This is a genomic window from Ottowia sp. SB7-C50, assembly GCF_033110285.1.
Lineage (GTDB): Bacteria > Pseudomonadota > Gammaproteobacteria > Burkholderiales > Burkholderiaceae_C > Ottowia.
Map to the genome: position 1 here is coordinate 2,982,104 of NZ_CP136995.1, position 21,743 is coordinate 3,003,846.

Annotated in this window: 23 protein-coding genes; 8 read left to right on the forward strand and 15 right to left on the reverse strand. The window is 69.6% G+C overall.

Features of this window, described 5'->3' with window-relative positions; genetic code table 11:
• The first annotated feature begins 89 nt into the window (after positions 1-89).
• Positions 90-1,115, forward strand: coding sequence for an alpha/beta fold hydrolase (locus R0D99_RS14270; RefSeq protein WP_317748825.1), 1,026 nt, complete (start codon positions 90-92; stop codon positions 1,113-1,115).
• A 64-nt stretch (positions 1,116-1,179) separates the two neighbouring features.
• Here R0D99_RS14270 and glmU read toward each other — a convergent pair whose 3' ends face one another.
• From glmU to R0D99_RS14300, 6 genes are all read right to left on the reverse strand, one after another.
• Positions 1,180-2,613, reverse strand: coding sequence for a bifunctional UDP-N-acetylglucosamine diphosphorylase/glucosamine-1-phosphate N-acetyltransferase GlmU (gene glmU / locus R0D99_RS14275; protein ID WP_317748826.1), 1,434 nt, complete (start codon positions 2,611-2,613; stop codon positions 1,180-1,182).
• A gap of 79 nt (positions 2,614-2,692) precedes the next feature.
• On the reverse strand, positions 2,693-3,208 hold the full coding sequence (locus tag R0D99_RS14280; RefSeq protein WP_317748827.1) for a DUF6803 family protein: 516 nt from the start codon (positions 3,206-3,208) through the stop codon (positions 2,693-2,695).
• A gap of 83 nt (positions 3,209-3,291) precedes the next feature.
• The gene (locus R0D99_RS14285) at positions 3,292-3,645 is read right to left on the reverse strand and encodes a hypothetical protein (protein WP_317748828.1); all 354 of its coding nucleotides are present in this window, start codon (positions 3,643-3,645) and stop codon (positions 3,292-3,294) included.
• A gap of 52 nt (positions 3,646-3,697) precedes the next feature.
• A complete protein-coding gene (locus tag R0D99_RS14290; protein ID WP_317748829.1) occupies positions 3,698-4,453 on the reverse strand; it encodes a Crp/Fnr family transcriptional regulator in 756 nt (251 codons plus the stop codon).
• A 38-nt stretch (positions 4,454-4,491) separates the two neighbouring features.
• Positions 4,492-5,112 carry a TetR/AcrR family transcriptional regulator gene (locus tag R0D99_RS14295; RefSeq protein ID WP_317748830.1) on the reverse strand — a complete coding sequence of 207 codons (621 nt, stop codon included), beginning with the start codon at positions 5,110-5,112 and terminating at the stop codon, positions 4,492-4,494.
• 115 nt (positions 5,113-5,227) lie between these two features.
• The gene (locus tag R0D99_RS14300) at positions 5,228-6,502 is read right to left on the reverse strand and encodes a multifunctional CCA addition/repair protein (protein WP_317748831.1); all 1,275 of its coding nucleotides are present in this window, start codon (positions 6,500-6,502) and stop codon (positions 5,228-5,230) included.
• Between the two features lie 165 nt (positions 6,503-6,667).
• On the opposite strand from R0D99_RS14300, the gene R0D99_RS14305 reads away from it, so the two are divergent.
• Positions 6,668-7,252, forward strand: a complete 585-nt coding sequence (locus R0D99_RS14305; protein WP_317748832.1) for an SRPBCC family protein — start codon at positions 6,668-6,670, stop codon at positions 7,250-7,252.
• 68 nt (positions 7,253-7,320) lie between these two features.
• On the opposite strand, the gene R0D99_RS14310 is transcribed toward R0D99_RS14305, so the two are convergent.
• From R0D99_RS14310 to R0D99_RS14340, 7 genes are all read right to left on the reverse strand, one after another.
• Positions 7,321-7,665, reverse strand: a complete 345-nt coding sequence (locus R0D99_RS14310) for an RNA-binding protein (protein WP_317748833.1) — start codon at positions 7,663-7,665, stop codon at positions 7,321-7,323.
• 84 nt (positions 7,666-7,749) lie between these two features.
• Entirely contained in the window at positions 7,750-8,010 is a 261-nt protein-coding gene (gene infA / locus R0D99_RS14315; RefSeq protein WP_317748834.1) for a translation initiation factor IF-1, read from the reverse strand.
• Between the two features lie 28 nt (positions 8,011-8,038).
• Entirely contained in the window at positions 8,039-8,275 is a 237-nt protein-coding gene (locus R0D99_RS14320) for a hypothetical protein (RefSeq protein ID WP_317748835.1), read from the reverse strand.
• Between the two features lie 345 nt (positions 8,276-8,620).
• Positions 8,621-9,310, reverse strand: coding sequence for a glutathione S-transferase family protein (locus R0D99_RS14325; protein WP_317748836.1), 690 nt, complete (start codon positions 9,308-9,310; stop codon positions 8,621-8,623).
• An 89-nt stretch (positions 9,311-9,399) separates the two neighbouring features.
• The gene (locus tag R0D99_RS14330; protein WP_317748837.1) at positions 9,400-9,930 is read right to left on the reverse strand and encodes an MgtC/SapB family protein; all 531 of its coding nucleotides are present in this window, start codon (positions 9,928-9,930) and stop codon (positions 9,400-9,402) included.
• A 75-nt stretch (positions 9,931-10,005) separates the two neighbouring features.
• Positions 10,006-10,974, reverse strand: coding sequence for a complex I NDUFA9 subunit family protein (locus tag R0D99_RS14335; RefSeq protein ID WP_317748838.1), 969 nt, complete (start codon positions 10,972-10,974; stop codon positions 10,006-10,008).
• A 97-nt stretch (positions 10,975-11,071) separates the two neighbouring features.
• Positions 11,072-13,141, reverse strand: coding sequence for a lytic transglycosylase domain-containing protein (locus tag R0D99_RS14340; protein ID WP_317748839.1), 2,070 nt, complete (start codon positions 13,139-13,141; stop codon positions 11,072-11,074).
• A gap of 9 nt (positions 13,142-13,150) precedes the next feature.
• On the opposite strand from R0D99_RS14340, the gene R0D99_RS14345 reads away from it, so the two are divergent.
• The 4 genes from R0D99_RS14345 to R0D99_RS14360 all read left to right on the forward strand — a co-directional run bounded on the left by R0D99_RS14345 (position 13,151) and on the right by R0D99_RS14360 (position 16,621).
• Positions 13,151-13,741, forward strand: coding sequence for a 5-formyltetrahydrofolate cyclo-ligase (locus R0D99_RS14345; protein WP_317748840.1), 591 nt, complete (start codon positions 13,151-13,153; stop codon positions 13,739-13,741).
• A gap of 127 nt (positions 13,742-13,868) precedes the next feature.
• Complete coding sequence (gene ppk2 / locus R0D99_RS14350; RefSeq protein WP_317748841.1) at positions 13,869-15,065, forward strand: polyphosphate kinase 2; 1,197 nt, start codon at positions 13,869-13,871, stop codon at positions 15,063-15,065.
• A 407-nt stretch (positions 15,066-15,472) separates the two neighbouring features.
• Positions 15,473-15,940: a RidA family protein gene (locus R0D99_RS14355; RefSeq protein WP_317748842.1), complete on the forward strand. Its 468-nt coding sequence runs from the start codon at positions 15,473-15,475 to the stop codon at positions 15,938-15,940.
• Positions 15,941-15,991: 51 nt separating this feature from the next.
• Entirely contained in the window at positions 15,992-16,621 is a 630-nt protein-coding gene (locus R0D99_RS14360) for a class I SAM-dependent methyltransferase (protein ID WP_317748843.1), read from the forward strand.
• A gap of 114 nt (positions 16,622-16,735) precedes the next feature.
• Here the strand turns inward: R0D99_RS14360 and R0D99_RS14365 are convergent, their stop codons facing one another.
• Positions 16,736-17,197, reverse strand: a complete 462-nt coding sequence (locus R0D99_RS14365) for a DUF3237 domain-containing protein (protein ID WP_317748844.1) — start codon at positions 17,195-17,197, stop codon at positions 16,736-16,738.
• A 128-nt stretch (positions 17,198-17,325) separates the two neighbouring features.
• Positions 17,326-18,309: a LysR substrate-binding domain-containing protein gene (locus R0D99_RS14370; protein WP_317748845.1), complete on the reverse strand. Its 984-nt coding sequence runs from the start codon at positions 18,307-18,309 to the stop codon at positions 17,326-17,328.
• 117 nt (positions 18,310-18,426) lie between these two features.
• Between R0D99_RS14370 and R0D99_RS14375 the strand changes: the two genes are divergently transcribed.
• Both R0D99_RS14375 and R0D99_RS14380 read left to right on the forward strand, forming a co-directional pair.
• Positions 18,427-18,879, forward strand: a complete 453-nt coding sequence (locus R0D99_RS14375) for a DUF2917 domain-containing protein (protein WP_317748846.1) — start codon at positions 18,427-18,429, stop codon at positions 18,877-18,879.
• Positions 18,880-19,323: 444 nt separating this feature from the next.
• The gene (locus R0D99_RS14380) at positions 19,324-21,630 is read left to right on the forward strand and encodes an NADP-dependent malic enzyme (protein WP_317748847.1); all 2,307 of its coding nucleotides are present in this window, start codon (positions 19,324-19,326) and stop codon (positions 21,628-21,630) included.
• The last annotated feature ends 113 nt before the right edge of the window (positions 21,631-21,743 follow it).

Genomic DNA, 21,743 nt, shown 5'->3' on the forward strand with positions numbered 1-21,743 from the left:
GATAGCATGCAACGCACCGCGCCCATGAATGAAAAACCGCTGTTGCGCTGGCCACACCAGCGCAGGCAGCTATAGATACAGGAGCAACCATGATCGACACCTGGATGGCCGAGCTGCCCCACGGCGTGACGCTGAGCTGCCGCTCGGCGGGCGAGCGCGGGCGGCCGGTGCTGATGTTCCTGCACGGCTTTCCCGAAGCCGCCTTCGCGTGGGACGAGCTTCTGGCGCACTTTGCCCAGCCCGAAAACGGCGGCTACCGCTGCGTGGCGCCCAACCTGCGCGGCTACGAACGCTCCAGCAGCCCCACCGACGTGGGCGCCTACCACGCCAAGGCGCTGGCGCAGGACATCGTGGCGCTGATCGCCGCCGAATGCGGCCCGACGGGCCAGCTGGCCGCGCTGGTGGCGCACGACTGGGGCGGCGCGCTGGCCTGGAACCTGGGCGCCGCGCGGCCCGACCTGATGCAGCGCCTGGTCATCATCAATTCGCCGCACCCGCAGACCTTTGCGCGCGAGCTGCGCGGCAGCCCCGTGCAGCAGGCTGCCAGCGCGTACATGAACTTCCTGATCCGCCCCGACGCCGAGGCACTGCTGGCCGAGCGCGACTTCGTCCGCCTGTGGCCCTTCTTCGACCTGATGGGCGCCAGCGGCGCGGCCGCCATGCAAGACGCGGCGCAAGGCTTGGCCAGCGAGGCCGTGCGCCCCGGTGGCGACATCGCGCCCACCCTGCCCGACGGCGCCGGCTGGATGAACGACGCGCTGCGCGCCCAGTACCGTGCGGTGTGGACGGGCGACGGCACGCGCCCCGGCGCCGGGCTGACCGGCGGGCTGAACTACTACCGCGCCTCGCCGCTGCGCCCGCCGCGCGAGGGCGATGCCGCGGCCGCCGGGGTCGACCTGCCGGCCGACGCCTTCACCGTGCGCGTCCCCACGCTGGTGCTGTGGGCCATGCAGGACAAGGCGCTGCTGCCCTCGCTGCTGGACGGGCTGGAGCGCTGGGTGCCGCAGATGACGCTGCGGCGCATCGAGCGTGCCACGCACTGGGTGGTGCATGAGCAACCGGCGCGGGTGGCGGGCCACATCGGCGACTGGCTGCGGTCAGGCAGCGCCGGCTGACGGCGACCACGCCCGGGCAAGTCACCGCCGCGGGGTCTGTCCAGACCGCCCGTGGCGGCCCGGGTCACTTCTTCTGCTTCACCGGCCGCTGCCAGTCGGCCACGCTGATCTGCTTGCCGCGCGCCACGCTTAAAGCGCCGGGCGGCGTGCTCTTGGTGATAGTCGATCCGCCGCCCACCGTGCCGCCGGCGCCCAGGGTCAGCGGCGCCACCAGCACGCAGTTGCTGCCCACGTGCACGTCGGCCTCGATCACGGTGCGGTGCTTGTTGGCGCCGTCGTAGTTGGCGGTGATGCTGCCGGCGCCGTAGTTCACGCGCTCGCCCACCGTGGCGTCGCCCAGGTAGGCCAGGTGGTTGGCCTTGGCGCCCGCGGCCAGGGTGGAATTCTTCACTTCGACGAAGTTGCCGATGTGCACGTCAGGCCCCAGCTGCGCCCCCGGGCGCAGCCGCGCAAACGGGCCGACCAGCGCGCCCGCGCCCACCGTCACCCCGTCCTGGCCGCCGTCGATGTGGGTAAAGGGATGGATCACCGCCCCCGCCGCCAGCGTGGCGTTGGCGATGACGCAGTGCGCGCCGATGCGCACGCCGTCGGCCAGCGTGACGTCGCCTTCAAAGATGCAGCCGACGTCAATTTCCACGTCCTGCCCGCATTGCAGCGTGCCGCGCAGGTCAAAGCGCGCCGGGTCGACCAGGCGCACGCCGGCCTCCATCAGGCGCAGGGCGTGGCGCTGCTGCAGCGCGCGTTCCAGCTCGGCCAGTTGCACCGGGCTGTTGACGCCCGCCACTTCCACGTCGTCGTCGATCTGCAGCGCCAGCACCGGCGTGCCGTCGGCCACCGCGTGCTTGACGACGTCGGTCAGGTAGAACTCCTTCTGCGCGTTGTCGTCGGTCAGCAGCGCCAGGTATTTTTTCAGCAGGCGCGTGGGCGCAGCGATGACGCCGCTGTACCACTCGGTGATGGCGCGCTGGTCGGCGCTGGCGTCCTTGGCCTCGACGATGGCGCGCACGGGGATGTCGCCGTTGCCTTCAGCCGCGCCGCGCACGATGCGGCCGTAGGCGCCGGCGTCCTCGCCCGTGTCCACCGTCAGAAGGGCGATGCTGTGCTCGCCCGCCAGCGACAGCAGGCGGCGCAGCGTGCCGGGCCGCACCAGCGGCACGTCGCCGTTCAGCACCAGGGTGACGCCGTCGTCCGGCAGCGCGGGCGCGGCCTGCTGCACGGCGTGGCCGGTGCCCAGTTGCGGCTCCTGGCGCACGGTGCGTAGCGCGATTTGCAAGCCTTTTGTGGCTTGTGCGCTTGCCCAGTCTGCGCAGAATGCTTCAACTTCGATAGCGCCGTGACCGGTCACCACCACCGCCGAGCGGGCCTGCAGCGCGGCCGCGCTGTCCAGCACGTGCGCCAGCAGCGGGCGGCCCGCCAGGCGGTGCAGCACCTTGGGCCGCTGGCTTTTCATGCGCGTGCCCTTGCCCGCGGCCATGACGACGACGTCGATCGCGCTCATGCTTTTCTCAGCTCCATGCTTGCTCGAATGAGCGCGATTATCGGCGTCGCCCGCGCGGCGCCACGGGAACCGGCGCTCGTCAGTGCGCGTGTCCCATGCCGTGCCCCATGGCGTCGGCAGCGGCCGCGCCGCCCTGCAGCACGGCCGGGTCGAGCATGCCGAAGATCATGGCGATGTGCGCCACCACCAGGAACAGCGCCACCATCAGCGCATGCCGCGCCAGGCGCCGCTCGTGCGTCCAGCCGCGGCCGATGACGCCCAGGTCGATCAGCGCCAGCCCCAGCAGCGGCACGATGCCCAGCAGGTAGGCGCCGACGGCGATCACGTCGGCTGGCCCGCGCCATTCGCCCGCGCGCGTGATGGGCAGCACGGCGTTGAAGATCAGGTACACGAACACGCCCGTGAAGTAGATGCCGCCGGCAATGCTGGCGGTGCGGTTGATGGCCACCAGCGGCCCCGCGCGCAGGCGGTGCAGCAGGATGAACAGCTCGGTGATGGCCACGGTTTCGGCCAGGATGACCGGCACCGCCATGAACAGGATCAGGTGCCAGGGCTGGTTGGTGGCCAGCAACTCCATGTAATGCGTCATCGACATGAATGAACTCCGGAAAATGGGAACGGACTCGCTGCGCACGGCGCGACGGCGCCGCTGCACAAGCAGGCAAAAAAAGAAAGGCTTCAGCCGCGCGCGGGTGGCGGCAGTTCAGGCGGCCAGGGCCCCACGCCCTGCAGCGGCCGCCGCCCCATGGGGCATGCCGTGGGCAGCGCCGGGGCTTTCATGGGCAGCCAGAGGCCCGGCAGCGCGGGCGCGTGGCCCAGGTCGCAGGCAATGCGGCAGTCGGGCGAAACGGATGAATCGCCAGCGGACGATGCGCCGTCGTCCTGCAGATGCCCCGCATGTGTGCCGCCGTGCGCGGCGGCGTCTTCGCAGGCGATGGTCTGCACCGGCTGCGGCAGGTCAACGAAATGCGCCAGCGCCCAGCCGCGCGCCAGCAGGCACAGCACCAGAAACGCAACCCAACGTTTGACCATGTTGCAAAGTGTACGCCTGCGTCCGTGCGGCTTGTTTGACCCGGCTCAGCGGTCAGATCAACGGCACCTGGCGAAGCGGGCGCGCGTAGTAGTCGGCCATGCGCTCCAGCGCCGCGACATCGATCAGCCGCAGCCGCCCGCTGTCGAGCGCGTGCAGGCCCAGGCGTTCGAGCTTGCGCAGCGTCTTGTTGGTGTGCACCAGCGACAGCCCCAGCGCGTCGGCGATGTGCTGCTGCGTCAGCGGAAACTCGACCCCGCCGTCCTCATCGACCAGCGACACCCGTTCGGCGCGCCGCCACAGGTTGATCAGCAGCATGGCGATGCGCTCGGCCGCTGCGCGCCGGCCCACGGTGACCAGGTTTTCGTCCACCAGCCGTTCTTCGCTGGCGCACAGCCAGGTCACGTTGTAGCCCAGCCGCGGCTGCTGCTGGAAGATGCGCCACAGCTGGTCCTGGCCGAACACGCACAGCTGCGTGTCGGTCAGCGCCTCGACGCCGTGCGTGGCCTCGTCGGTGAATTCGCCCTGCAGCCCGACCAGGTCGCCCGGCAGCAGAAAGTTGAGGATCTGCCGCCGCCCGTCGGCCAGCGTCTTGTAGCGAAACGCCCAGCCGGCATACAGCGTGTAGATGCGCTGCGGCGCGCGGTGTTCGGACACGATGGCGGCGCCCGCGCGCACGGCCTGCGTGGTCTGCCGGCACGACTGGATGAAGGCCAGCTCGTCGGCGCTCACGGGCAAAAAGCAGTCCAGCTGGCGCAGCCGGCAGTCGGCGCAGGCGGCGGGAGGTACGGCTTGGGTGGACGAGGTCATGGGCGCTCAGCTTCTACCACAGCGGCCCATGCCGGCCGTCATAGTGGCGCCGGCTGCGCGCTGCCGCCCAGGCCCTGGTCCAGCAGCGCGACCACTTCCTCGGCGAAGGCCGTGTACGACAGCGGCCCGCCCGGCCGCAGCCAGGTGAAGGTCCAGTTGATCATGCCGAACAGCGTCATGGTGATGGCGGTCTGGTTGCGCGGGCTCAGCCGGTCCGGGTAGGCGCGGCGCAGAAAGCGTGTGACGGCCGACACCACGTCGCGCTGGCGGTCGAGGATGACTTCGCGCTGCTGATCGCCCAAAAACTGCGTGCTGCCCAGCAGCGCCGCGTGCCGCGTGGCCGAGGTTTCGTATTCGCGCAGAAAGGCGCGGATCAGCTCGTGCAGCGTGGCGCGATCGTCCAGCGCCTTGCGCTGCGCCGTGGCCTGCACCTGCGCTGTGATCACCAGCAGCTTCTGCGTGTAGCGGTCCAGCAGGTCGAATAGGATCGCTTCCTTGCTCTCATAGTAGTGGTACAGGCGCGCCTTCGACGTGCCGCAGGCGGCGGCGATGTCGTTCATGCTGGTGGCCGGGTAGCTCTGCCGCGCAAAGCAGGCCGCCGCGACGTCGAGGATCTCGTCGCGGCGCAGTTCGTGGGCGGCAGAAATGGGGCGGGCCATGCGACCATTATGGGCGCCGGCGGACCCGCGCGCGATTCGTCGACGTTTCAGGCGCTGGCGCCCGTCGCAAAAGCGCAGGCAGCTATCAAGTCAATAGCGGCGACGCGGGGCGCGCTCAGGCAGCGGCGGCCGCGCCGTCCATGCCGGCCTGCACGGCCTGCGCACGCGCCTGCGCCACGGCCTGGCCGACGGACGCGCCGCGCGCGCCGCGCGCCATGGCCGCCTCGGCCACGGTGGCGGTGTCCACGCCCTGCGCGGCGGCCAGCACCGCCAGCAGGCGCGGGCGCTGCGGGTAGGCATCGTGTTCCATGCCCAGCCGGCCGCGCGCGTCGCACTCGCAGGCCAGCAGCACGTCGGCAAAGCGCGCCGGCTTGCGAAAGGCGTCGCAGCGCTCCAGCAGGCGCACCAGCGCGGCGGCGTTCAGTTCGCCGCTGCGGTGGATGTTGCCGTGTTCGCGCGCCACCACGTCGGCCAGTTCGGTGCATTCGGTGGGCACGCGCAGGCGGTCGGCCACGGCGCGCAGCAGGCGGGCGCTGCGCTGCTCGTGGCCGATGTGGCGCGGCAGCACGTCGGCCGGCGTGGTGCCCTTGCCCAAGTCGTGCATCAGGCAGGCCCAGCGCACGGCCAGCGGTGCGTTCAATTTCGCGGCCTGCTGCAGCACCATCATCACGTGCACGCCGGTGTCGACCTCGGGGTGGTATTCGGGCCGCTGCGGCACGCCCCACAGGCGGTCCAGCTCGGGCAGCACCACGCGCAGCGCGCCGCATTCGCGCAGCACGTCGAACATGCGCGCCGGGTGCGATTCCATCAGCCCGCGCGACAGCTCCTGCCACACGCGTTCGGGCACCAGGTGGTCGGCCTCGCCATCGGCCACCATGTCGCGCAGCAGCGCCATGGTTTCGGGCGCGACGGCGAAGTCATGAAAGCGCGCCGCAAAGCGCGCCAGCCGCAGGATGCGCACCGGGTCTTCGCGGAAGGCATCGGTCACGTGGCGCAGCACGCGCGCCTGCAGGTCGCGCTGGCCGCCAAACGGGTCGATCAGCGCAACATCCAGGCCATTTTGGCCGCTTGCGCTGGTCCAGTCTGCGGGGGCAGCTATCGAATTGATAGTTAAATCGCGTCGCGCCAGGTCTTCCTCGATGCGCACGTCGGGGCTGGCGAAGACGGTGAAGCCCTTGTAGCCGCGCCCGCTCTTGCGTTCGGTGCGCGCCAGCGCGTATTCCTCGCGCGTGTCCGGGTGCAAGAAAACCGGAAAGTCCTTGCCCACCGGCAGGTAGCCGTGCGCCACCATGTCTTCGGGCGTGGCGCCCACCACCACCCAGTCGTGGTCCTGCACGGGCAAGCCCAGCAAGCGGTCGCGCACCGCGCCGCCAACCATGTAGATCTGCATGCGGTGCAGTGTATCGGCGCGGTGTCGGCGCCGGCACGTACGACGGTGGCCGACACGCTGTCCGCCCTTCGGCTGATGCGGCCCCGCGCGCCGACGCGGCATAGTGGCGACCTGTGAAGCCCGAATCGACCCCCCCTTCTGCGCCGCCACCGGCTGCAATGGCGGATGGCGACCCTGCTGCTGGCCTCAGTGTGCGGCCTGGCGAACGCCGAAACCTATGGCACGCCGCCACGCAACGAGCCCGTCGCCAGCCAGGACGTGCGTGTGGAGCGCCATGGCAACGCCTTCAGCATTGACACCGTGATGCTCGCGCCGGTCCCGCCCGCCGTCGCATGGGACGTGCTGACCGACTTCGAGCACATGCCGCGCTACCAGAGCCAGCTGAAAAGCAGCGAAGTGCTGGAGCGCAGCGCCCAGCGCCTGCTGGTGCGCCAGAAGGGCGTGGCGCGCTTCGGCCCGTTCAGCAGCGAATTCGAATCGGTGCGCGAAATGGCGCTGACGCCGCAGCGCAGCATCCGCGCCAAGCAAGTCAGCGGCAGCACGCTGCGGCAAATGGCCAGCCTGATGACGCTGGAGCCCGACAGCAACGGCGGCACGCGCCTGACCTACCACGCCGAGATGGAGCCCACCCTGGGCCTGCCCCCGCTGGTCGGCCCCGCTGCCGTGCAGCACGAGACGGCGCAGCAGTTTTCGGCCCTGGTGCGCGAGATGGTGCGCCGCCACGGCGCGCAGCGCACCGCGGCCCGCTAATCGGCGCCCACAACGCAAAAAGCCGGTTCCGAAGAACCGGCTTTCGCTTGCAGTAGGTGCCGCGCGGATCAGTAGCGACGACCGCCACCACCACCACCGTAGCCGCCGCCACCGCCACCGCCACCGCCGTAGCCACGGCCAGCGCCGCCGCGGTCGGGGCGGGCTTCCATCGGGCGGGCGATGTTCACGGTCAGGTCGCGACCGCCGAAGTTGCGGCCGTTCAGGCCCTGGATGGCCGCCTCGGCCTCGGCCGCGCTGCCCATCTCGACAAAGCCGAAGCCCTTGGAGCGGCCGCTGTCGCGGTCCATCATGACCTTGGCGGACTGCACGGCGCCAAAGGCCGAAAATTCCTGTTGCAGGTCTTCGTCACGGACCGAGTAGGCAAGATTGCCGACGTAGAGTTTGTTGTTCATGGTGTTGTCTTTCAGGTGAAGCGCATCGCCGATCGGCGATCACGCGGGGAAATGGGGTTGGAAAGGGTGGACGCGCGGCAACGCTTACGCCGGCCGGCGGCGCATCGGCACGTGCGGCCGGCGAACCTCGAGGTGGCGGAAGGTGATGCGGCCCTTGGTCAGGTCGTAGGGCGACATTTCAAGCGTGACCTTGTCACCGGCCAGGATGCGGATCTTGTGCTTGCGCATCTTGCCGCCGGTGTAGGCCACCAGCTGGTGCCCGTTGTCGAGCGTGATGCGGTAGCGTGAGTCGGGCAGCATCTCGTCGACGGTGCCGCGCATCTCGATCAGTTCTTCCTTGGCCATGGATCTCCTTGAATGGGGGTGACAGGCATCAGCCGAAGGCCAGCGGGTTGGCCACCCAGGCCCGGGCTTGCGCGGCGGCGTAGCGCAGCGCGCTGTCACGGCAGGTGAAACGGCGCACGAAGGTGTAGACGCGGTCGTGCGTCTGCATGCCGCGGCCGCGCCGGATCGAAAGGCCCGCGGTGAAGGCCCCGTCTTGCGCCGAACGGCTCAAGGGGGTGAGGTGGAACTTGCCGCAGGCCAGGGCCTCGGCGTTGGAATGGGACATGAAATTCACTGAAACTGAAATCGCGGGCCGGTGTGGCCCGTAGCCACCATGCCGTCAATGACCCGAAGGCGAAGGCATGGAAAAAGGGGTTGGAAGCCGTCGCGGGAACACCAGAGCCCGACGGGAAGTGACTTGCCAGGGGAAAAGCGTGACCACCAAAGAGGCCTGCAGTCGAGGCGGGTGGTGCAAGTGGGCGGTGTGAAAACCACCGCACGCTTCGTCAAACTTCGTTGTAGCGCAGGCAAGCAAACGGCTACAAGCTGGAAGGCAGTGTAACCCAAGCGGCGCGGGCGCGCACGCCGCCGTTGCGCGGCCGGCTTTCAGCGCGCGCCGCCGGCAGGCGCGTCAGCGCGCGGCGGACAGCCGATACGGTTCCTCGAAGTCGAGGAAATCGCGCTCGGCCAGCGCGCCGTCCATCCACGCCTTGACGCCCGGCAGGGCGCAGACCTGGTCCATGTAGGCGCGCACGTCGGCCGGTACCGGCAGCGCGTAGGTGCGCAGGCGCATAACCACGGGCGCGAAGAAGGCGTCGGCCACCGAAACGCGCCCGAACAGCAGCGGCCCGCCGAACTCGCCCAGCAACTGCTGCCACAGCGCGACCAGCCGCGCCAGGTCGGCGCGCAGCGCGGGCTTGTCGCGCAGCGCCAGCGCGCCGACGTCGGGCAGGCTGGCCTCGATGTTCATCGGGCAGGCGCTGCGCAGCGCGCCGAAGCCGCTGTGCATCTCGGCGCACACGCTGCGGGCGCGGGCGCGGGTGGGCGCCTCGCGCGGCCACAGGTGCAGCTCGGGATACTGCTCGGCCAGGTATTCGGCGATGGCCAGCGTGTCCCACACCACCAGGTCGCCGTCCACCAGCACCGGCACCTTGCCGGTGGGCGACACGCCCGCCAGCGCGGTCTTGAACGCTGAGCCGGCATCGAACGAGTCGAAGCGCACCATCACCTCTTCGAACGGGATGCCGGCCTGCGTCATCAGCACCCAGGGGCGCATGGACCAGGACGAGTAGTTCTTGTTGCCGATGTAGAGCTTGAGCATGGGTTCCTCCGTCTGCGGGCTGCCATGCTAGCGCGCGCCCGGGCAACGATTGATGACCGTTGTGCGCGCGATTGATGCGCCGGCGCGAATCAGTCGCCGCGGTCGCGCGCAGCCTCGCCCGACGGCGCCTGGCCGCCGGGGTGGACCAGCCGCGGGATGAGCGCGAACACGGCCAGCGCCAGCAGCGTGCTCATGATGGCCGTGACTTCACGGCCCAGCCCGCACGCCAGGCCGATGGCGGCCGTCAGCCACAGGCCGGCGGCGGTGGTCAGGCCCTGCACGTGCTCTTCGCCCGCGCCCACGCTCTGCTTCAGGATGGTGCCGGCGCACAGAAAGCCGACGCCCGCCATCAGCCCCTGCACTACGCGGCTCAGGTCGGCGACTTCCATGCCCATCTGGCTAGGCAGCAGCACGAACAGCGCCGAGCCCATGGCCACCAGCATGTGCGTGCGCACGCCGGCCGACTTGCCCTGGCTTTCGCGCTCGTAGCCCAGCAGAAGCCCCAGACCCAGCGCCAGCGCCAGCCGCAGCAGGATGCGCAGCGCCTCGGCCAGGTCGGGCACGTCGGAAAACTCGGCCGCCACGGTGCCGGCCAGTGTGGTCCAGAGGGAATCGGTCATGCGGACAGCGTGCCACCGCGGCAGGCGGGCGTCTGTCAGCCGAACACCCCTCCGCGCGGGCGCGGACGACGCCCGTCAGCGGCCGGCCGATCGCCGGTAGTGGTCCAGCCGCGCCTGAGGCCCTTCCCGGCCCAGGTACTGCGGTCCGACCAGCGACAGCGGCGCGGCGGCGATGCCCAGCGCCGCCAGGTCGGGCGCCTGGCCGCTGCACACGTTGTCGACCTTCATCGAGTCGAGGTTGTCGCGGCTCATCAGCGGCGCGCCGGGCAGCAGCTCCAGCGCCAGCGCCTGCAGGCGGCCCAGCGCGCTCGGCAGGCCGATGACGGCCCGGCCCCGCCCACCTGCCACGCCCGACCATTGGCCGGCGGACTTGACCAGCTCGCGCAGCGTCCAGGTTTCCGGTCCGCAGCATTCGTACGCCTGACCGATGGTGCTGTCGTCCTGCAAACAGGTGACCACGGCGCGCGCCACGTCGCGCACCCACACGGGCTGAAAGCGCGCGCCCGCGCCGGCCAGCGGCATGAGCGGAAACACCCGCTGCAGCCCGGCGAACAGGTTGAGAAAGCGGTCTTCGGCGCCAAAGATGACGCTGGGCCGCAGCACCGTCAGCTTCAGCGAGCCGACCTGCGCGGCCTGGCCCAGCACGGCTTCGCCGCGCGCCTTGCTGCGCTGGTACATCGACGGCCCGTCGGCCGCCGCGCCCAGGGCGCTGATGTGCACCACGCGCCGGCCGCCGGCCTGCGCGCAGGCGTCGGCGATGCGCCGCGGCAGCTCCACGTGCACGCGCTCGAACTGCCGCTTGCTGCCGTGCAGGATGGCCACCAGGTTGACCACCGCGTCGTGTTCCTGCACCAGTCGCGCCAGCGTGGGCGCGTCCAGCACGTCGGCCACGGTGACGTGCACGCGCGGCTGGCTCCACATGTGGCGCGCCGCGGCCAGGCGCCGGGTGGGCACCGTCACCTCGGCGCCCTGGCGCTGCAATTGCTCGACCACGTAACGGCCCACGAAACCGGAGCCACCGAGAACAAGGACGCGCTGAGTCATTCGATTACTCCTGAATCAATAGCTGTCCGCGCTTGCCTGGCAAGCGCTGGCGGACAGTTGGATTGAAAAACCGCGCTAGGGGCGGCGCGGGCACGGCTCAGGGCAGGTCGCGGCTCAAATCCGGCTCGCCCGGCGCCAATGGGCCGATCTGGCCCAGGCGCGATTTCAGCGACTGTGGCTGGCCGCTGAACAGGGCAGCATAGTCGGTCGTGTTGGACAGCACTTTTTTCACGTAATCGCGGGTTTCGCCAAACGGGATGTTCTCGGCCCAGATGGCGCCTTCGAGCACCGGGCCGTTGCGCCAGTTGCGCGGCCGGCCCGGCCCGGCGTTGTAGGCGGCGGCGGCCATCGGCATCGAGCGCTGGAAGTCGTCCAGCGCCAGCTTGAGGTAGCTGGTGCCGATGAGGATGTTGGTGTCGCGGTCGTTGATCTGGCTCGGCACAAAGCCGTCCAGGCCGATCTTGCGCGCCGTCCAGCGCGCGGTGGCGGGCATGACCTGCATCAGGCCGGAGGCGCCCACACCCGAGCGCGCGTCCATCACGAAGCGGCTTTCCTGCCGGATCAGTCCGTAGACGTAGGCCGGGTCGAGCCCGATGGCCTGCGACTGGCGCAGCACGGTGTCGCGGTGCGGGGTGGGAAAGCGCTGGCTGAAATCCATGAAGGACTTGGTGCGCTCGCTGGCGTTGATGCAGCGGTCCCACACCTGGCGCGCGCAGGCAAAGTCGGCGGCGGCCAGCAGTTCGCGGTCGCCCATGCCGCCGGGCACGTGCAGGTTGGTCCAGTAGTTCCATTCGCGCACGCCGTCGGCGCGTAGGCCCAGGGCAATGGCCAGCAGCGCGCGGTTCAGGCCGATGTGGCGGCGCGCGCCTTCGCGCTCGTCGGCCAACAGCGGCGCCGGCGCTGGCGGCACGCTGATGGGGCGGCCCAGTTCTTCGAGCGCCAGCTTTTCGTAAAAGCCCAGGCTGCCGGGGTTGGCGGCCAGGCGTTCGAAGCCGCTGCGCGCGGCGGCGCGGTCGGCGTCGCTGCGCGCCAGCGCCAGCTGCGCCCGCGCGCGCCAGTACACCCAAGCGCCGTCGTCGGCGGCCGGTTCGCGCATGGCGTCCACGGCACGCTGCACGGCGCGCCAGTCGCCGGCGCGCAGGGCGGCGCGCGTCTTCCAGGCCAGCAGGTCGTCGCTCAGGTCGGCGTCGCGCGTGACCTTGCCGAAATAGGTGTTCGCCTGGTCCGACAGCGACAGCGCCGCCCATTTGCCGACCACGCCCCAGGCCACGTTGCGGTCGTCGGGGCTGAGCTGCACGCTCCATTTGCTGTCGAGCTGCTGGGCGGCCTGGTCGGCGTTCTGCGTGGCCAGCTTGATGATCGCCAGCACCACCAGTTCCTGCCCCTTGTGGGTGCCGACGGCGGCGCGGCTGGTCAGGTAGCGCAGCGGGTTCTGCTGGATGGCGGCGACGTCGGGTGCGACCTGCGGCGCGTCGAGCGCCACGGCGGCCCGCGCCAGCGATGCGCGATTGGCCTCCAGCGCAAGCCGGGCCTTCTTCCACAGCTCCTGATACGGTAGCACGCCAGCCTGGTGCAGCAAGCCCGCGGCGTACAGGCAGCCGTCGTCCTGATCGCGCTGGGCAAACCAGTCGCGCCGCACCTGCTCGGCCACGTCCTTGCTGGGCGTCTTGCCGGCGGCGATGTCGGCCGCGGCGGCGTAGCAGCGCACTTCGCGGTCGTCGCGCATGCGAAAGCGCGGGTATTCGGCGTTGAAGGCAGCCCAGTCGCGCCGCTTGCCCGACAGCAGCAGCCAGTCGTTGCGCAGGCGGTCTTCCTGGTAGGTGCCGGCGTAGCGGGTCAGAAAATCCTGTACGTCCAGCGGATTGGCTTCTTCGAGACGCGCCTTCAGCTCCCAGTAGGCAGCCCAGGGCTCCAGCGCGTGGCCGCGCGCGGCGGGCAGCAGCGACGCCAGGCGCGCCTTGTCGCTGCGGCGAAAGGCCTCGCGCATGTCCAGCAGCACACTGTCGGCCGGCGCGCCGGGCAAGGCGGATACGGCGGCTGGCGCGGAGCGCACGGGCGGGTCGGGCAGCGGCGGCGGCACCTGGCCGGCAGGCTGCGCCTGCGCTTGACCGAAAATCAGCGCACACGCGGCACACAACGGTGTCAGAATTTTCTTCAGAAAAAGCATCGACCGATTATGAGCAAGTTCGACAAGAAGACGTTGCGCGACCGCCTGGTGGCCGAACGGCTGCACCTGGAAGACCGCCTGGCCCGCGCCGACGCGCTGCAGGACATCATGCGCATCTGGCTCATCGACCGGCCGGATACCGTGATCGGCGCCTACTGGCCGATCAAGGGCGAATTCGACCCCCTGCCCGCGCTGCACCGCTGGAAGGAGGACGGCGAGCTGATGGACGAGCCCCAGCGCCGCAAGATCGGGCTGCCGGTGGTCGACAAGGTGCACAAGACGCTCACCTTCCACACCTGGTACCCCGGCTGCCCGATGGAGGAAGACGCCTACGGCATCCCCAAGCCGAAGGACACCGAGATGATCGTGCCGACGCTGCTGTTCGTGCCCTGCGTGGGCTACGGGCCGGGCGGCTTCCGGCTGGGCTATGGCGGCGGCTTTTACGACCGCACGCTGGCCACGCTGGAGCCGCGGCCGTTCACGGTGGGGCTGGGCTTCACCAACGGCTTCATCTTCGACTTCGAACCCGAGCCGCACGACCAGCCGCTGGACGCCATCCTCAACGACAACGGCGTGGTGTGGCCGGTGTCGCGGCTGTGAACCGCGTCACGCGCGACCGAAAAGCGACAGGGCTTTTTGACGCGCGTCAAGATGACAGGCCGGTGACAGGCGGATAGTGGAGAGTTTCAGCCCGCCAGCCGGCCCAGCAAACCAGAAAGGGAACCCCATGGACAAAGCCAGCCCCCGCAAGGCACCGACCCAGCGGTCCACCACCGCCAAGACCGCCCCGCGCGCCGCGCGCAAGACGGCGGCGCCGATGAACATCAACCAGGACGTGCGGCCCGTGAAGAAGGGCGACACGCCGCCCTCGCTGGCGCCCAAGGCGATCGAGAACTACGTGGTCGAGCGCGCCACGGTGTCGGCACGCGACAAGCAGCTGGCCGCCGCGCTGCGCCTGGTCAACGACGAGTCCGCCGGCACGCTGACCGAGCGCGCGCACGGCCTGCGCGCCATCTTCGACGGCGCCTCGCCCGACGACCGCAAGGCGCTGCGCAAGGCGCTCAAGGAACACGGCGAGCACGACCCCGAGAAGGCCAATCCCGATGAAGAGCTGGCGCCCGACTGGCGCGACGGCGCCTACCCCTACAAGAACCTGCTGCGCCGCGCCACCTACGAAAAGCAGAAGTTCAAGCTGCAGGTCGAACTGCTCAAGCTGCAGAGCTGGGTCAAGGAAACCGGCGCGCGCGTGGTCATCATCTTTGAAGGGCGCGACGCGGCCGGCAAGGGCGGCACCATCAAGCGCTTCATGGAACACCTGAACCCGCGCGGTGCGCGCACCGTGGCGCTGGAAAAGCCCAGCGACGTCGAGCGCGGCCAGTGGTACTTCCAGCGCTACGTGCAGCACCTGCCGAGCTTTGGCGAGATCGTGCTGTTCGACCGCAGCTGGTACAACCGCGCCGGCGTCGAGCGCGTCATGGGCTTCTGCACCGAGAAGGAATACCAGGACTTCATGCGCCAGGCGCCCGAATTCGAACGCCACCTGGTCAACAGCGGCGTGCACGTCATCAAGTTCTGGTTCAGCGTGAGCCAGGCCGAGCAGCGCCGCCGCTTCAAGGAGCGCGAAGGCCACCCGCTCAAGCAGTGGAAGCTGTCGCCCATCGACAAGGCCAGCCTCGACAAGTGGGACGACTACACCCGCGCCAAGGAGCACATGTTCTTCGAGACCGACACCGCCGACAGCCCGTGGACGGTGGTCAAGAGCGACTGCAAGAAGCGCGCGCGCCTGAACGCCATGCGCTACGTGCTGCACAAGCTGCCCTACACCGGCAAGGACGTGACCCAGGTCGGCAAGCTCGACCCGCTGATCGTCGGCCGCGCGCATGTGGTGTACGAGCGGGGTGAGAAGCCGCAGGCGTTGATGTAACCCCCTGAGTCGGCCTGCGGCCGCCATCCCCCAAGGGGACAACGCCAGCGGCCGGGCCAAGCCCGTTCCGCGGCGTTCGCGCGTGGCCTGCTCCGCGGCCTCTTGAAGGGGCTTGCTGCGCAGCCCTAAGGGCACAAACAAAAAGGCTCCGTCGGAGCCTTTTGTTTGGGTGACCCGGTTCAGTGCAGCCGGTCGATGGTGCGGGAGGTCACATAGCCCGAGCCGACGATGGCCACGACGGCGAGCAACAGGAGCAATGCGGTGATCATGGGGATGTCCTTTTCGGCAATGCATTCGATTATAGGGTTAACCCTAGGCTTTGTCAGCGCCAGCGGGCGGGTGCGCCACATTCGTCACAATGCCGGCTGCCGCCGCCGGGCGGCGTTCTTTTTTTGCAGGAGACATCCATGATCCAACGCCTGACGCTGGCGGCCGCCGTGGTGGCCGCGCTCCTGATGCAAGGCTGCGCCGCGCCCGCACAACCGGCGGTGACGCACCTCAACTCGGGCAAGGTGCTGCCCACCGGCCTGCCGTTTTCCGAAGCCGTGCGCGTGGGCGACACGGTCTACCTGTCGGGCCAGATCGGCAACGTGCCCGGCCCCGGCCCGATCCGGCTGGCGCCCGGCGGCATGGCGGCCGAGGCCAGGCAGACCATGGACAACATCCAGACCTCGCTGCAGGCCCACGGCCTGTCAATGTCCGACGTCGTGAAGTGCACCGTGATGCTGGCCGACATGAAGGAATGGGGCGCGTTCAACGACGTGTACAAGACCTACTTCCGCGACCCTTATCCCGCACGCAGTGCCTTTGGCGCCAGCGGCCTGGCCTTCAACGCCCGGGTCGAGGTCGAGTGCATCGCCGTCGCCCGCCGCTGATTTCCAAAGCCTCCATCGCCGGCCCGCTGGGACGGCCCACACCCGCGCATCATGAAGATCACCCACCAGGACGTCGAACACACCTACGGCACCTACGCCCGTTTTTATGACCTGGTGTTCGGCGCCGTGCTGGAAGGCGGCCGCCGCCGCATGTGCGACGCTGTGCGCGCGCTGGCGCCCGCGTCGCTGCTGGAAGTGGGCGTGGGCACCGGCCTGACGCTGGCGCAGTACCCCGAGGCCACGGCGGTGACCGGCATCGACCTGTCGCGCGGCATGCTGCGGCACGCCCAGCGCCGTGCCGCAGAAATGCCCACGCGCCGCATCGCCCTGCACTGCATGGATGCCGAGCAACTGGCCTTTGCCGACGCCGCCTTCGACTGCGTCACGCTGCCCTACGTGCTGTCGGTCACGCCCGACCCGGCGCGGCTGACCGCCGAACTGCGCCGCGTGTGCCGGCCGGGCGGCGACATCTTCGTGCTCAACCATTTCAGCGGCGGCAACGCGGTGTGGGCGCCGCTGGAGCGCCTGGTCAGCGGACTGGCCGCCCGCATCGGCTTCCGCTCCGACTTCCCCTTCGATCCGTACATGCGCCACGCCGACTGGACCGTGGTGTCGGTCAGCAAGGTCAACCTGCTGGGCCTGACGACGCTGGTGCACCTGAAGAACCAGCCCGCGGCGTGAGGCGCCCCCGCGTCATCAACAACGCTCCGATTGCTCTTGATTCAATAGCGCTCTGCGCTGATCTGGACAGCGCGAGCGGCGCTTTTTACCTTGCTACCGGGCGGGACAAACCGGTCACAGCAATTCGTGAAAGCGCATGTCCACCTGCGCCGGGCGGCGCGCGCCGGTGCCGAAGAACATGCGCTGGTTGACCCACGCGAACGCGGGCGAGGCGCTTTCCAGCCGCGGGCAGCAGCGAAAGTAGATCAGCGCCGGATCGACCGTTTCGCCGCGCGCCAGCCGCGCCATCAGCTCGGGCGGGCCGCTGCGCAGCGCCTGGTTTTCAACGTAGATGCGCTCGCCGGCGTCGGTTTCGATCACGTAGCGCGCATCCAGCCGCGCCAGTTGCTCGTTCACGATCAACTGGAAGTCGGCGCCGCCCGGCAGCACCCGGCCCAACCAGCCGTCGCCGCGCACGCTGCCGCCGGTGATCGGAATCACGCGGCGGCGGCCTTGCGGGGTGTCGCCCACCTCGATCGGCGTGGCGACCTGCACCGACAGGTCGGCAAACAGGCGGAAGGAAGGTTCGGGCTGCATGGGTGCCAGCTTATCCGCAGCGCAAGCGGCACGCGACCCCACCAGCATCTGGCGCAGGCGCTTTGACAGTGACCGACGCGCGCGGACGCGGCGCGCATGACGACAGGCACCCCGGCGCGCGCCGTGGCTCAGTCCAGATCGTTCACCAGGTCCGGATCCTCGTCCTCGCCCGTCACCGCGCGCGTCGCCACGGCCTGCTCCAGCAGCCAGTCGGCAAAGGCCTTCACCTCGGGCCGGGCCGCGCTGCGCGGGGCGGTCAGCAGCCAGTAGGCCATGGGCGAATGCAGGCGCATGCCGGTGAACAGCTCGACCAGCTCGCCGCGCGCCAGGCTTTCGGCCACCAGCGGCGGGCGCGCCAGCACCAGCCCCTGGCCGGACAGTGCGGCCTGCGCCATCTGGTAGGCGTAGTTGAAGCTCAGCCAGCGCTTGGGCTGGGCGCGCTCCATGCCGTGCGCGTCGAGCCAGCGGCGCCAGGTCAGCCATTCCAGGTGCGGCGTGTACGCGTCGGCGGCCTCGATCAGCGTGTGCGCCAGCACGTCGGCCGGCTTGCGCAGCGGCGGCCCGCTTTTCAGCAGCCACGGGCTGGCCATGGGCGTGACCGATTCGCCGAACAGCCGCTGCGCACCCACAGGCAGGCGCCCCGCCGCGGCGTAGCGCACGGCCAGGTCAACGTCGGCCACGTCCAGGTCGACGGCGGCATCGCTGGCGTCAATGCGGATGTCGATGTCGGGAAACGCGCGCTGGAACGCCTCCAGCCGCGGGATCAGCCACATCGACGCGAAAGACGCAAAGGTGGTGACGGTGACTTGCCGGCGCCCCGCGCTCTGCCGAATCTGCCGCACCGCGCTGTCGACGCGCGGCAGCGCCTGCGCCACGGCCTGCAGCAGTTGCATGCCGGCCGCCGTCAGCTCCACCGCGCGCGTGTGGCGCAGAAACAGCGGCACGCCGACCTCGTCTTCCAGCGACTGGATCTGGCGGCTGACGGCCGACTGGGTGAGCGCCATCTCTTCGGCGGCCAGGCGAAAGTTGAGGTGGCGGGCCACGGCCTCGAACGCGCGCAGGTGCCCGGCCTGGATCGGGCGCGTGCGCAGGTGGGTCTGGGAATGCAGCATGGTGATTGATGCGCGGATGGCATGAATAGGCTCGCCGGATTTCATTGGACTGTCAATCGCAACCCGCGCACCATGGCGGCGTGGATTGATGCAGAAACAACACCGCAGGAGCCTTTCATGACGTCCGCCTCTCACGCACTGTCGCCCCTCGCCTTGCAGGCCGCCGCCCGCGGCGTGCAGACGCTGGCCCCCGACCAGGCCATGACCCTGCGGCCCGCGCGCGACGGCGTGCTGCGGGTGCAGCGCGGCGCGCTGTGGGTCACGCAGGGCGACGGCGCCAGCACGGGCTGCCGCGCCGGCGACGAATTCCTGTGGCCGGGGCAGCGCCTGTCGCTGCGCGCGGGCGACGCGGTGGTGGTGGAGCCCATCGCCGTGCCCGGCACGCCCGTGCAGCGCGTGGCGCTGGAATGGCAGCCCAGCCCCGCCACGCGCTGGAGCGCCGACGTAGCCCGCCCCGCGCACGAGTTGCGGCGCGCGCTGCACGACGCCGCGCAGGCCGGCATGCGGCTGGCGCGCGGCCTGCTGCGCTGGGCCTTGCAGCGTCCGCCGTCGTGCGGCGAGATGGGATGACCTTGAGCGCTACCTTATCAATAGCTATAAATCCAATGCAGGAAAGCGCCAGAAGCCATTTTTAATGATGGTCTGTGTATCGCACGCCTAGCCAGCGCCACCCCAACAGCCGGACGCAGAGGACGCAGAGATTTCGCAGAGCACGCAGAAAAAACCAGAAACATTCTTTTGGCTGTTTCTTCTGCGTCCTCTGCGAATCCTTTGCGTCCTCTGCGTCCGGTATTCGGTATTCGGTATTCGGTTTTCGGCTTTCGGCTTTCGACGGCCGACCGCGCCCCTAGGGCAATTCCTCATCGGCGACGGCCGCTCTCACCCGGCACACCCCAGGACTTGAGTTAGGCTAACGCCTGCAAACACGCCGCCCATGGCGCGCCGGACGATCAGCATGCCAGGCGACCGGCGCAGGGCGGGCCAAAAAAGCCCCAAGACCGACCGGAGACAACCATGACCCAGCCCCTCTCGCCCGCCGAGGCGGCACTGCGCGACGCCGCGCGCGACTACCACCGCCTGCCCACGCGCGGCAAGATTTCGGTCACGCCGACCAAGCCCCTGTCCAACCAGCTCGACCTGTCGCTGGCGTATTCGCCCGGCGTGGCCTATCCGTGCCTGGACATCCAGGCCGACCCGAGCAAGGCGGCCGAATACACCTCGCGCGGCAACCTGGTCGGCGTCATCACCAACGGCACGGCCGTGCTGGGCCTGGGCGACATCGGCCCGCTGGCCGGCAAGCCGGTGATGGAAGGCAAGGGCTGCCTGTTCAAGAAGTTTGCCGGCATCGACGTGTTCGACATCGAACTGGACGAGCGCGACCCCGACAAGCTGGTCGAGATCATCGCCGCGCTGGAACCGACGCTGGGCGGCGTCAACCTCGAGGACATCAAGGCGCCCGAGTGCTTCTACATCGAGACCAAGCTGCGCGAGCGCATGAACATCCCGGTGTTCCACGACGACCAGCACGGCACGGCCATCATCTCGTCGTCGGCGCTGCTGAACGGTCTGGAACTGGTGGGCAAGGACATTGCTAGCGTCAAAGTAGCAGTGAGCGGCGCCGGCGCCGCGGCCATCGCCTGCCTGGACGTGATGGTGGCGCTGGGCGTGCAACCCAAAAACGTCTATGCCTGCGATTCCAAGGGCCTGATCTACACCGGCCGCGCCGGCGGCTTTGACGACAGCAAGGCCCGGTACGCCCAGCCCGACACCGGCCTGCGCACGCTGGCCGACGTGGTGAAAGGCGCCGACGTGTTCCTGGGTTGCTCGGCCCCCGGCGTGCTGACCGAAGACATGGTCAGGAGCATGGCCGACAAGCCCATCATCCTGGCGCTGGCCAACCCCGAGCCCGAGATTCGCCCCGAACTCGCCAAGGCCGCGCGGCCCGACTGCATCATCGCCACCGGGCGTTCGGACTACCCCAACCAGGTCAACAACGTCCTGTGCTTCCCGTACATCTTCCGCGGCGCGCTGGACTGCGGCGCGACCAAGATCACGGAAGAAATGAAGCTGGCCTGCGTGCGCGAAATCGCCGCGCTGGCCAAGGCCGAGACCAGCGCCGAAGTGGCCGCCGCCTACGCCGGCAAGGACCTGCAGTTTGGCCCCGACTACATCATCCCGACGCCGTTTGACCCGCGCCTGATCACGCGCATCGCGCCCGCGGTGGCCCAGGCGGCGGTCGAATCGGGCGTGGCCGAGCGCCCCATTGCCGACATGGAGGCGTACCGCACCCACCTGGAGCGCTTCGTCTACCAGACCGGCATGGTGATGCGCCCGGTATACGCCGCCGCCAAGGCCGTGGCGCCGACGCAAAAGCGCGTGGCCTATGCCGAAGGCGAGGACGAGCGCGTGCTGCGCGCGGCGCAGATCGCCATCGACGACCGGCTGGCGCACCCGATCCTGATCGGCCGCCCGGCGGTGATCGAGCAGCGGATCAAGAAGGCCGGCCTGCGCATGCGCCTGGGCCACGACGTGGAATGCGTCAACCCCGAGGACGATCCGCGCTTTCGCACCTATTGGGAGACCTATCACGGCCTGATGCAGCGCAGCGGCACCACGGTCGAAGCCGCCAAGGCCGCCGTGCGCCGCTCCACCACCGTCATCGCCGCGCTCAGCGTGCACCTGGGCGACGCCGACGCCATGCTGTGCGGCACCGTCGGCCGCTTCGACGCGCACATGGAACACATCCGCGACATCATCGGCATCGAACCTGGCGCGCCCGGCTACGCCACGCTGAACGCGCTGATGCTGGCCGACCGCACGCTGTTCGTGACCGACACCTATGTCAACGAAGAACCCAGCGCCGAGCTGCTGGCGGCCATCGCCAAGATGGCAGCCGACGAGGTGCACAACTTCGGCCTGCCGCCCAAGGTGGCCTTCGTGTCGCACTCCAACTTTGGCTCGTCCAAGCGCGCGTCGGCCCAGCGCATGCGCGCCGCGCGTGACCTGTTCCGTGCGCAATACCCCGGCATTCCGTGCGACGGCGAGATGCACGGTGACACCGCGCTGTCGGCCGCGCTGCGCGAACGCGCGGTGACCGGCAGCACGCTGGATGGCGAGGCCAACCTGCTGGTCTGCCCCAACCTGGACGCGGCCAACATCCTGTTCAACGTGCTGAAGATCACCGTCGGCCACGGCGTGACCATTGGCCCCATGCTGCTGGGCACCGCCGCGCCGGCCCACGTGCTGACACCGTCGGCCACGGTGCGGCGCCTGGTCAACATGACGGCGCTGGCGGTGGCGGAGGCAGAGAGTAAAAGGTAGCCCCCCCTGTGGCGCTGGCGCGCCTTCCCCCCGGAGGGGGACAACGCTGGCGGGCGGGCCAAGCCCTTCCGCGGCGTTCGCGGGTGGCCTGCTCCGCGGCCTTGGGAAGGGGC

Coding starts and splice junctions, on each gene's coding strand:
- R0D99_RS14340 (WP_317748839.1), bottom strand. CDS start 13,141: ATGCTTTTTCTGAAGAAAATTCTGACACCGTTGTGTGCCGCGTGTGCG.
- R0D99_RS14355 (WP_317748842.1), top strand. CDS start 15,473: ATGATCCAACGCCTGACGCTGGCGGCCGCCGTGGTGGCCGCGCTCCTG.
- R0D99_RS14300 (WP_317748831.1), bottom strand. CDS start 6,502: ATGCAGATCTACATGGTTGGCGGCGCGGTGCGCGACCGCTTGCTGGGC.
- R0D99_RS14285 (WP_317748828.1), bottom strand. CDS start 3,645: ATGGTCAAACGTTGGGTTGCGTTTCTGGTGCTGTGCCTGCTGGCGCGC.
- R0D99_RS14380 (WP_317748847.1), top strand. CDS start 19,324: ATGACCCAGCCCCTCTCGCCCGCCGAGGCGGCACTGCGCGACGCCGCG.
- R0D99_RS14320 (WP_317748835.1), bottom strand. CDS start 8,275: ATGTCCCATTCCAACGCCGAGGCCCTGGCCTGCGGCAAGTTCCACCTC.
- R0D99_RS14270 (WP_317748825.1), top strand. CDS start 90: ATGATCGACACCTGGATGGCCGAGCTGCCCCACGGCGTGACGCTGAGC.
- R0D99_RS14330 (WP_317748837.1), bottom strand. CDS start 9,930: ATGACCGATTCCCTCTGGACCACACTGGCCGGCACCGTGGCGGCCGAG.
- R0D99_RS14295 (WP_317748830.1), bottom strand. CDS start 5,112: ATGGCCCGCCCCATTTCTGCCGCCCACGAACTGCGCCGCGACGAGATC.
- R0D99_RS14290 (WP_317748829.1), bottom strand. CDS start 4,453: ATGACCTCGTCCACCCAAGCCGTACCTCCCGCCGCCTGCGCCGACTGC.
- R0D99_RS14310 (WP_317748833.1), bottom strand. CDS start 7,665: ATGAACAACAAACTCTACGTCGGCAATCTTGCCTACTCGGTCCGTGAC.
- R0D99_RS14280 (WP_317748827.1), bottom strand. CDS start 3,208: ATGTCGATGACGCATTACATGGAGTTGCTGGCCACCAACCAGCCCTGG.
- infA (WP_317748834.1), bottom strand. CDS start 8,010: ATGGCCAAGGAAGAACTGATCGAGATGCGCGGCACCGTCGACGAGATG.
- R0D99_RS14365 (WP_317748844.1), bottom strand. CDS start 17,197: ATGCAGCCCGAACCTTCCTTCCGCCTGTTTGCCGACCTGTCGGTGCAG.
- R0D99_RS14370 (WP_317748845.1), bottom strand. CDS start 18,309: ATGCTGCATTCCCAGACCCACCTGCGCACGCGCCCGATCCAGGCCGGG.
- R0D99_RS14375 (WP_317748846.1), top strand. CDS start 18,427: ATGACGTCCGCCTCTCACGCACTGTCGCCCCTCGCCTTGCAGGCCGCC.
- glmU (WP_317748826.1), bottom strand. CDS start 2,613: ATGAGCGCGATCGACGTCGTCGTCATGGCCGCGGGCAAGGGCACGCGC.
- R0D99_RS14335 (WP_317748838.1), bottom strand. CDS start 10,974: ATGACTCAGCGCGTCCTTGTTCTCGGTGGCTCCGGTTTCGTGGGCCGT.
- R0D99_RS14345 (WP_317748840.1), top strand. CDS start 13,151: ATGAGCAAGTTCGACAAGAAGACGTTGCGCGACCGCCTGGTGGCCGAA.
- R0D99_RS14360 (WP_317748843.1), top strand. CDS start 15,992: ATGAAGATCACCCACCAGGACGTCGAACACACCTACGGCACCTACGCC.
- ppk2 (WP_317748841.1), top strand. CDS start 13,869: ATGGACAAAGCCAGCCCCCGCAAGGCACCGACCCAGCGGTCCACCACC.
- R0D99_RS14325 (WP_317748836.1), bottom strand. CDS start 9,310: ATGCTCAAGCTCTACATCGGCAACAAGAACTACTCGTCCTGGTCCATG.
- R0D99_RS14305 (WP_317748832.1), top strand. CDS start 6,668: ATGGCGACCCTGCTGCTGGCCTCAGTGTGCGGCCTGGCGAACGCCGAA.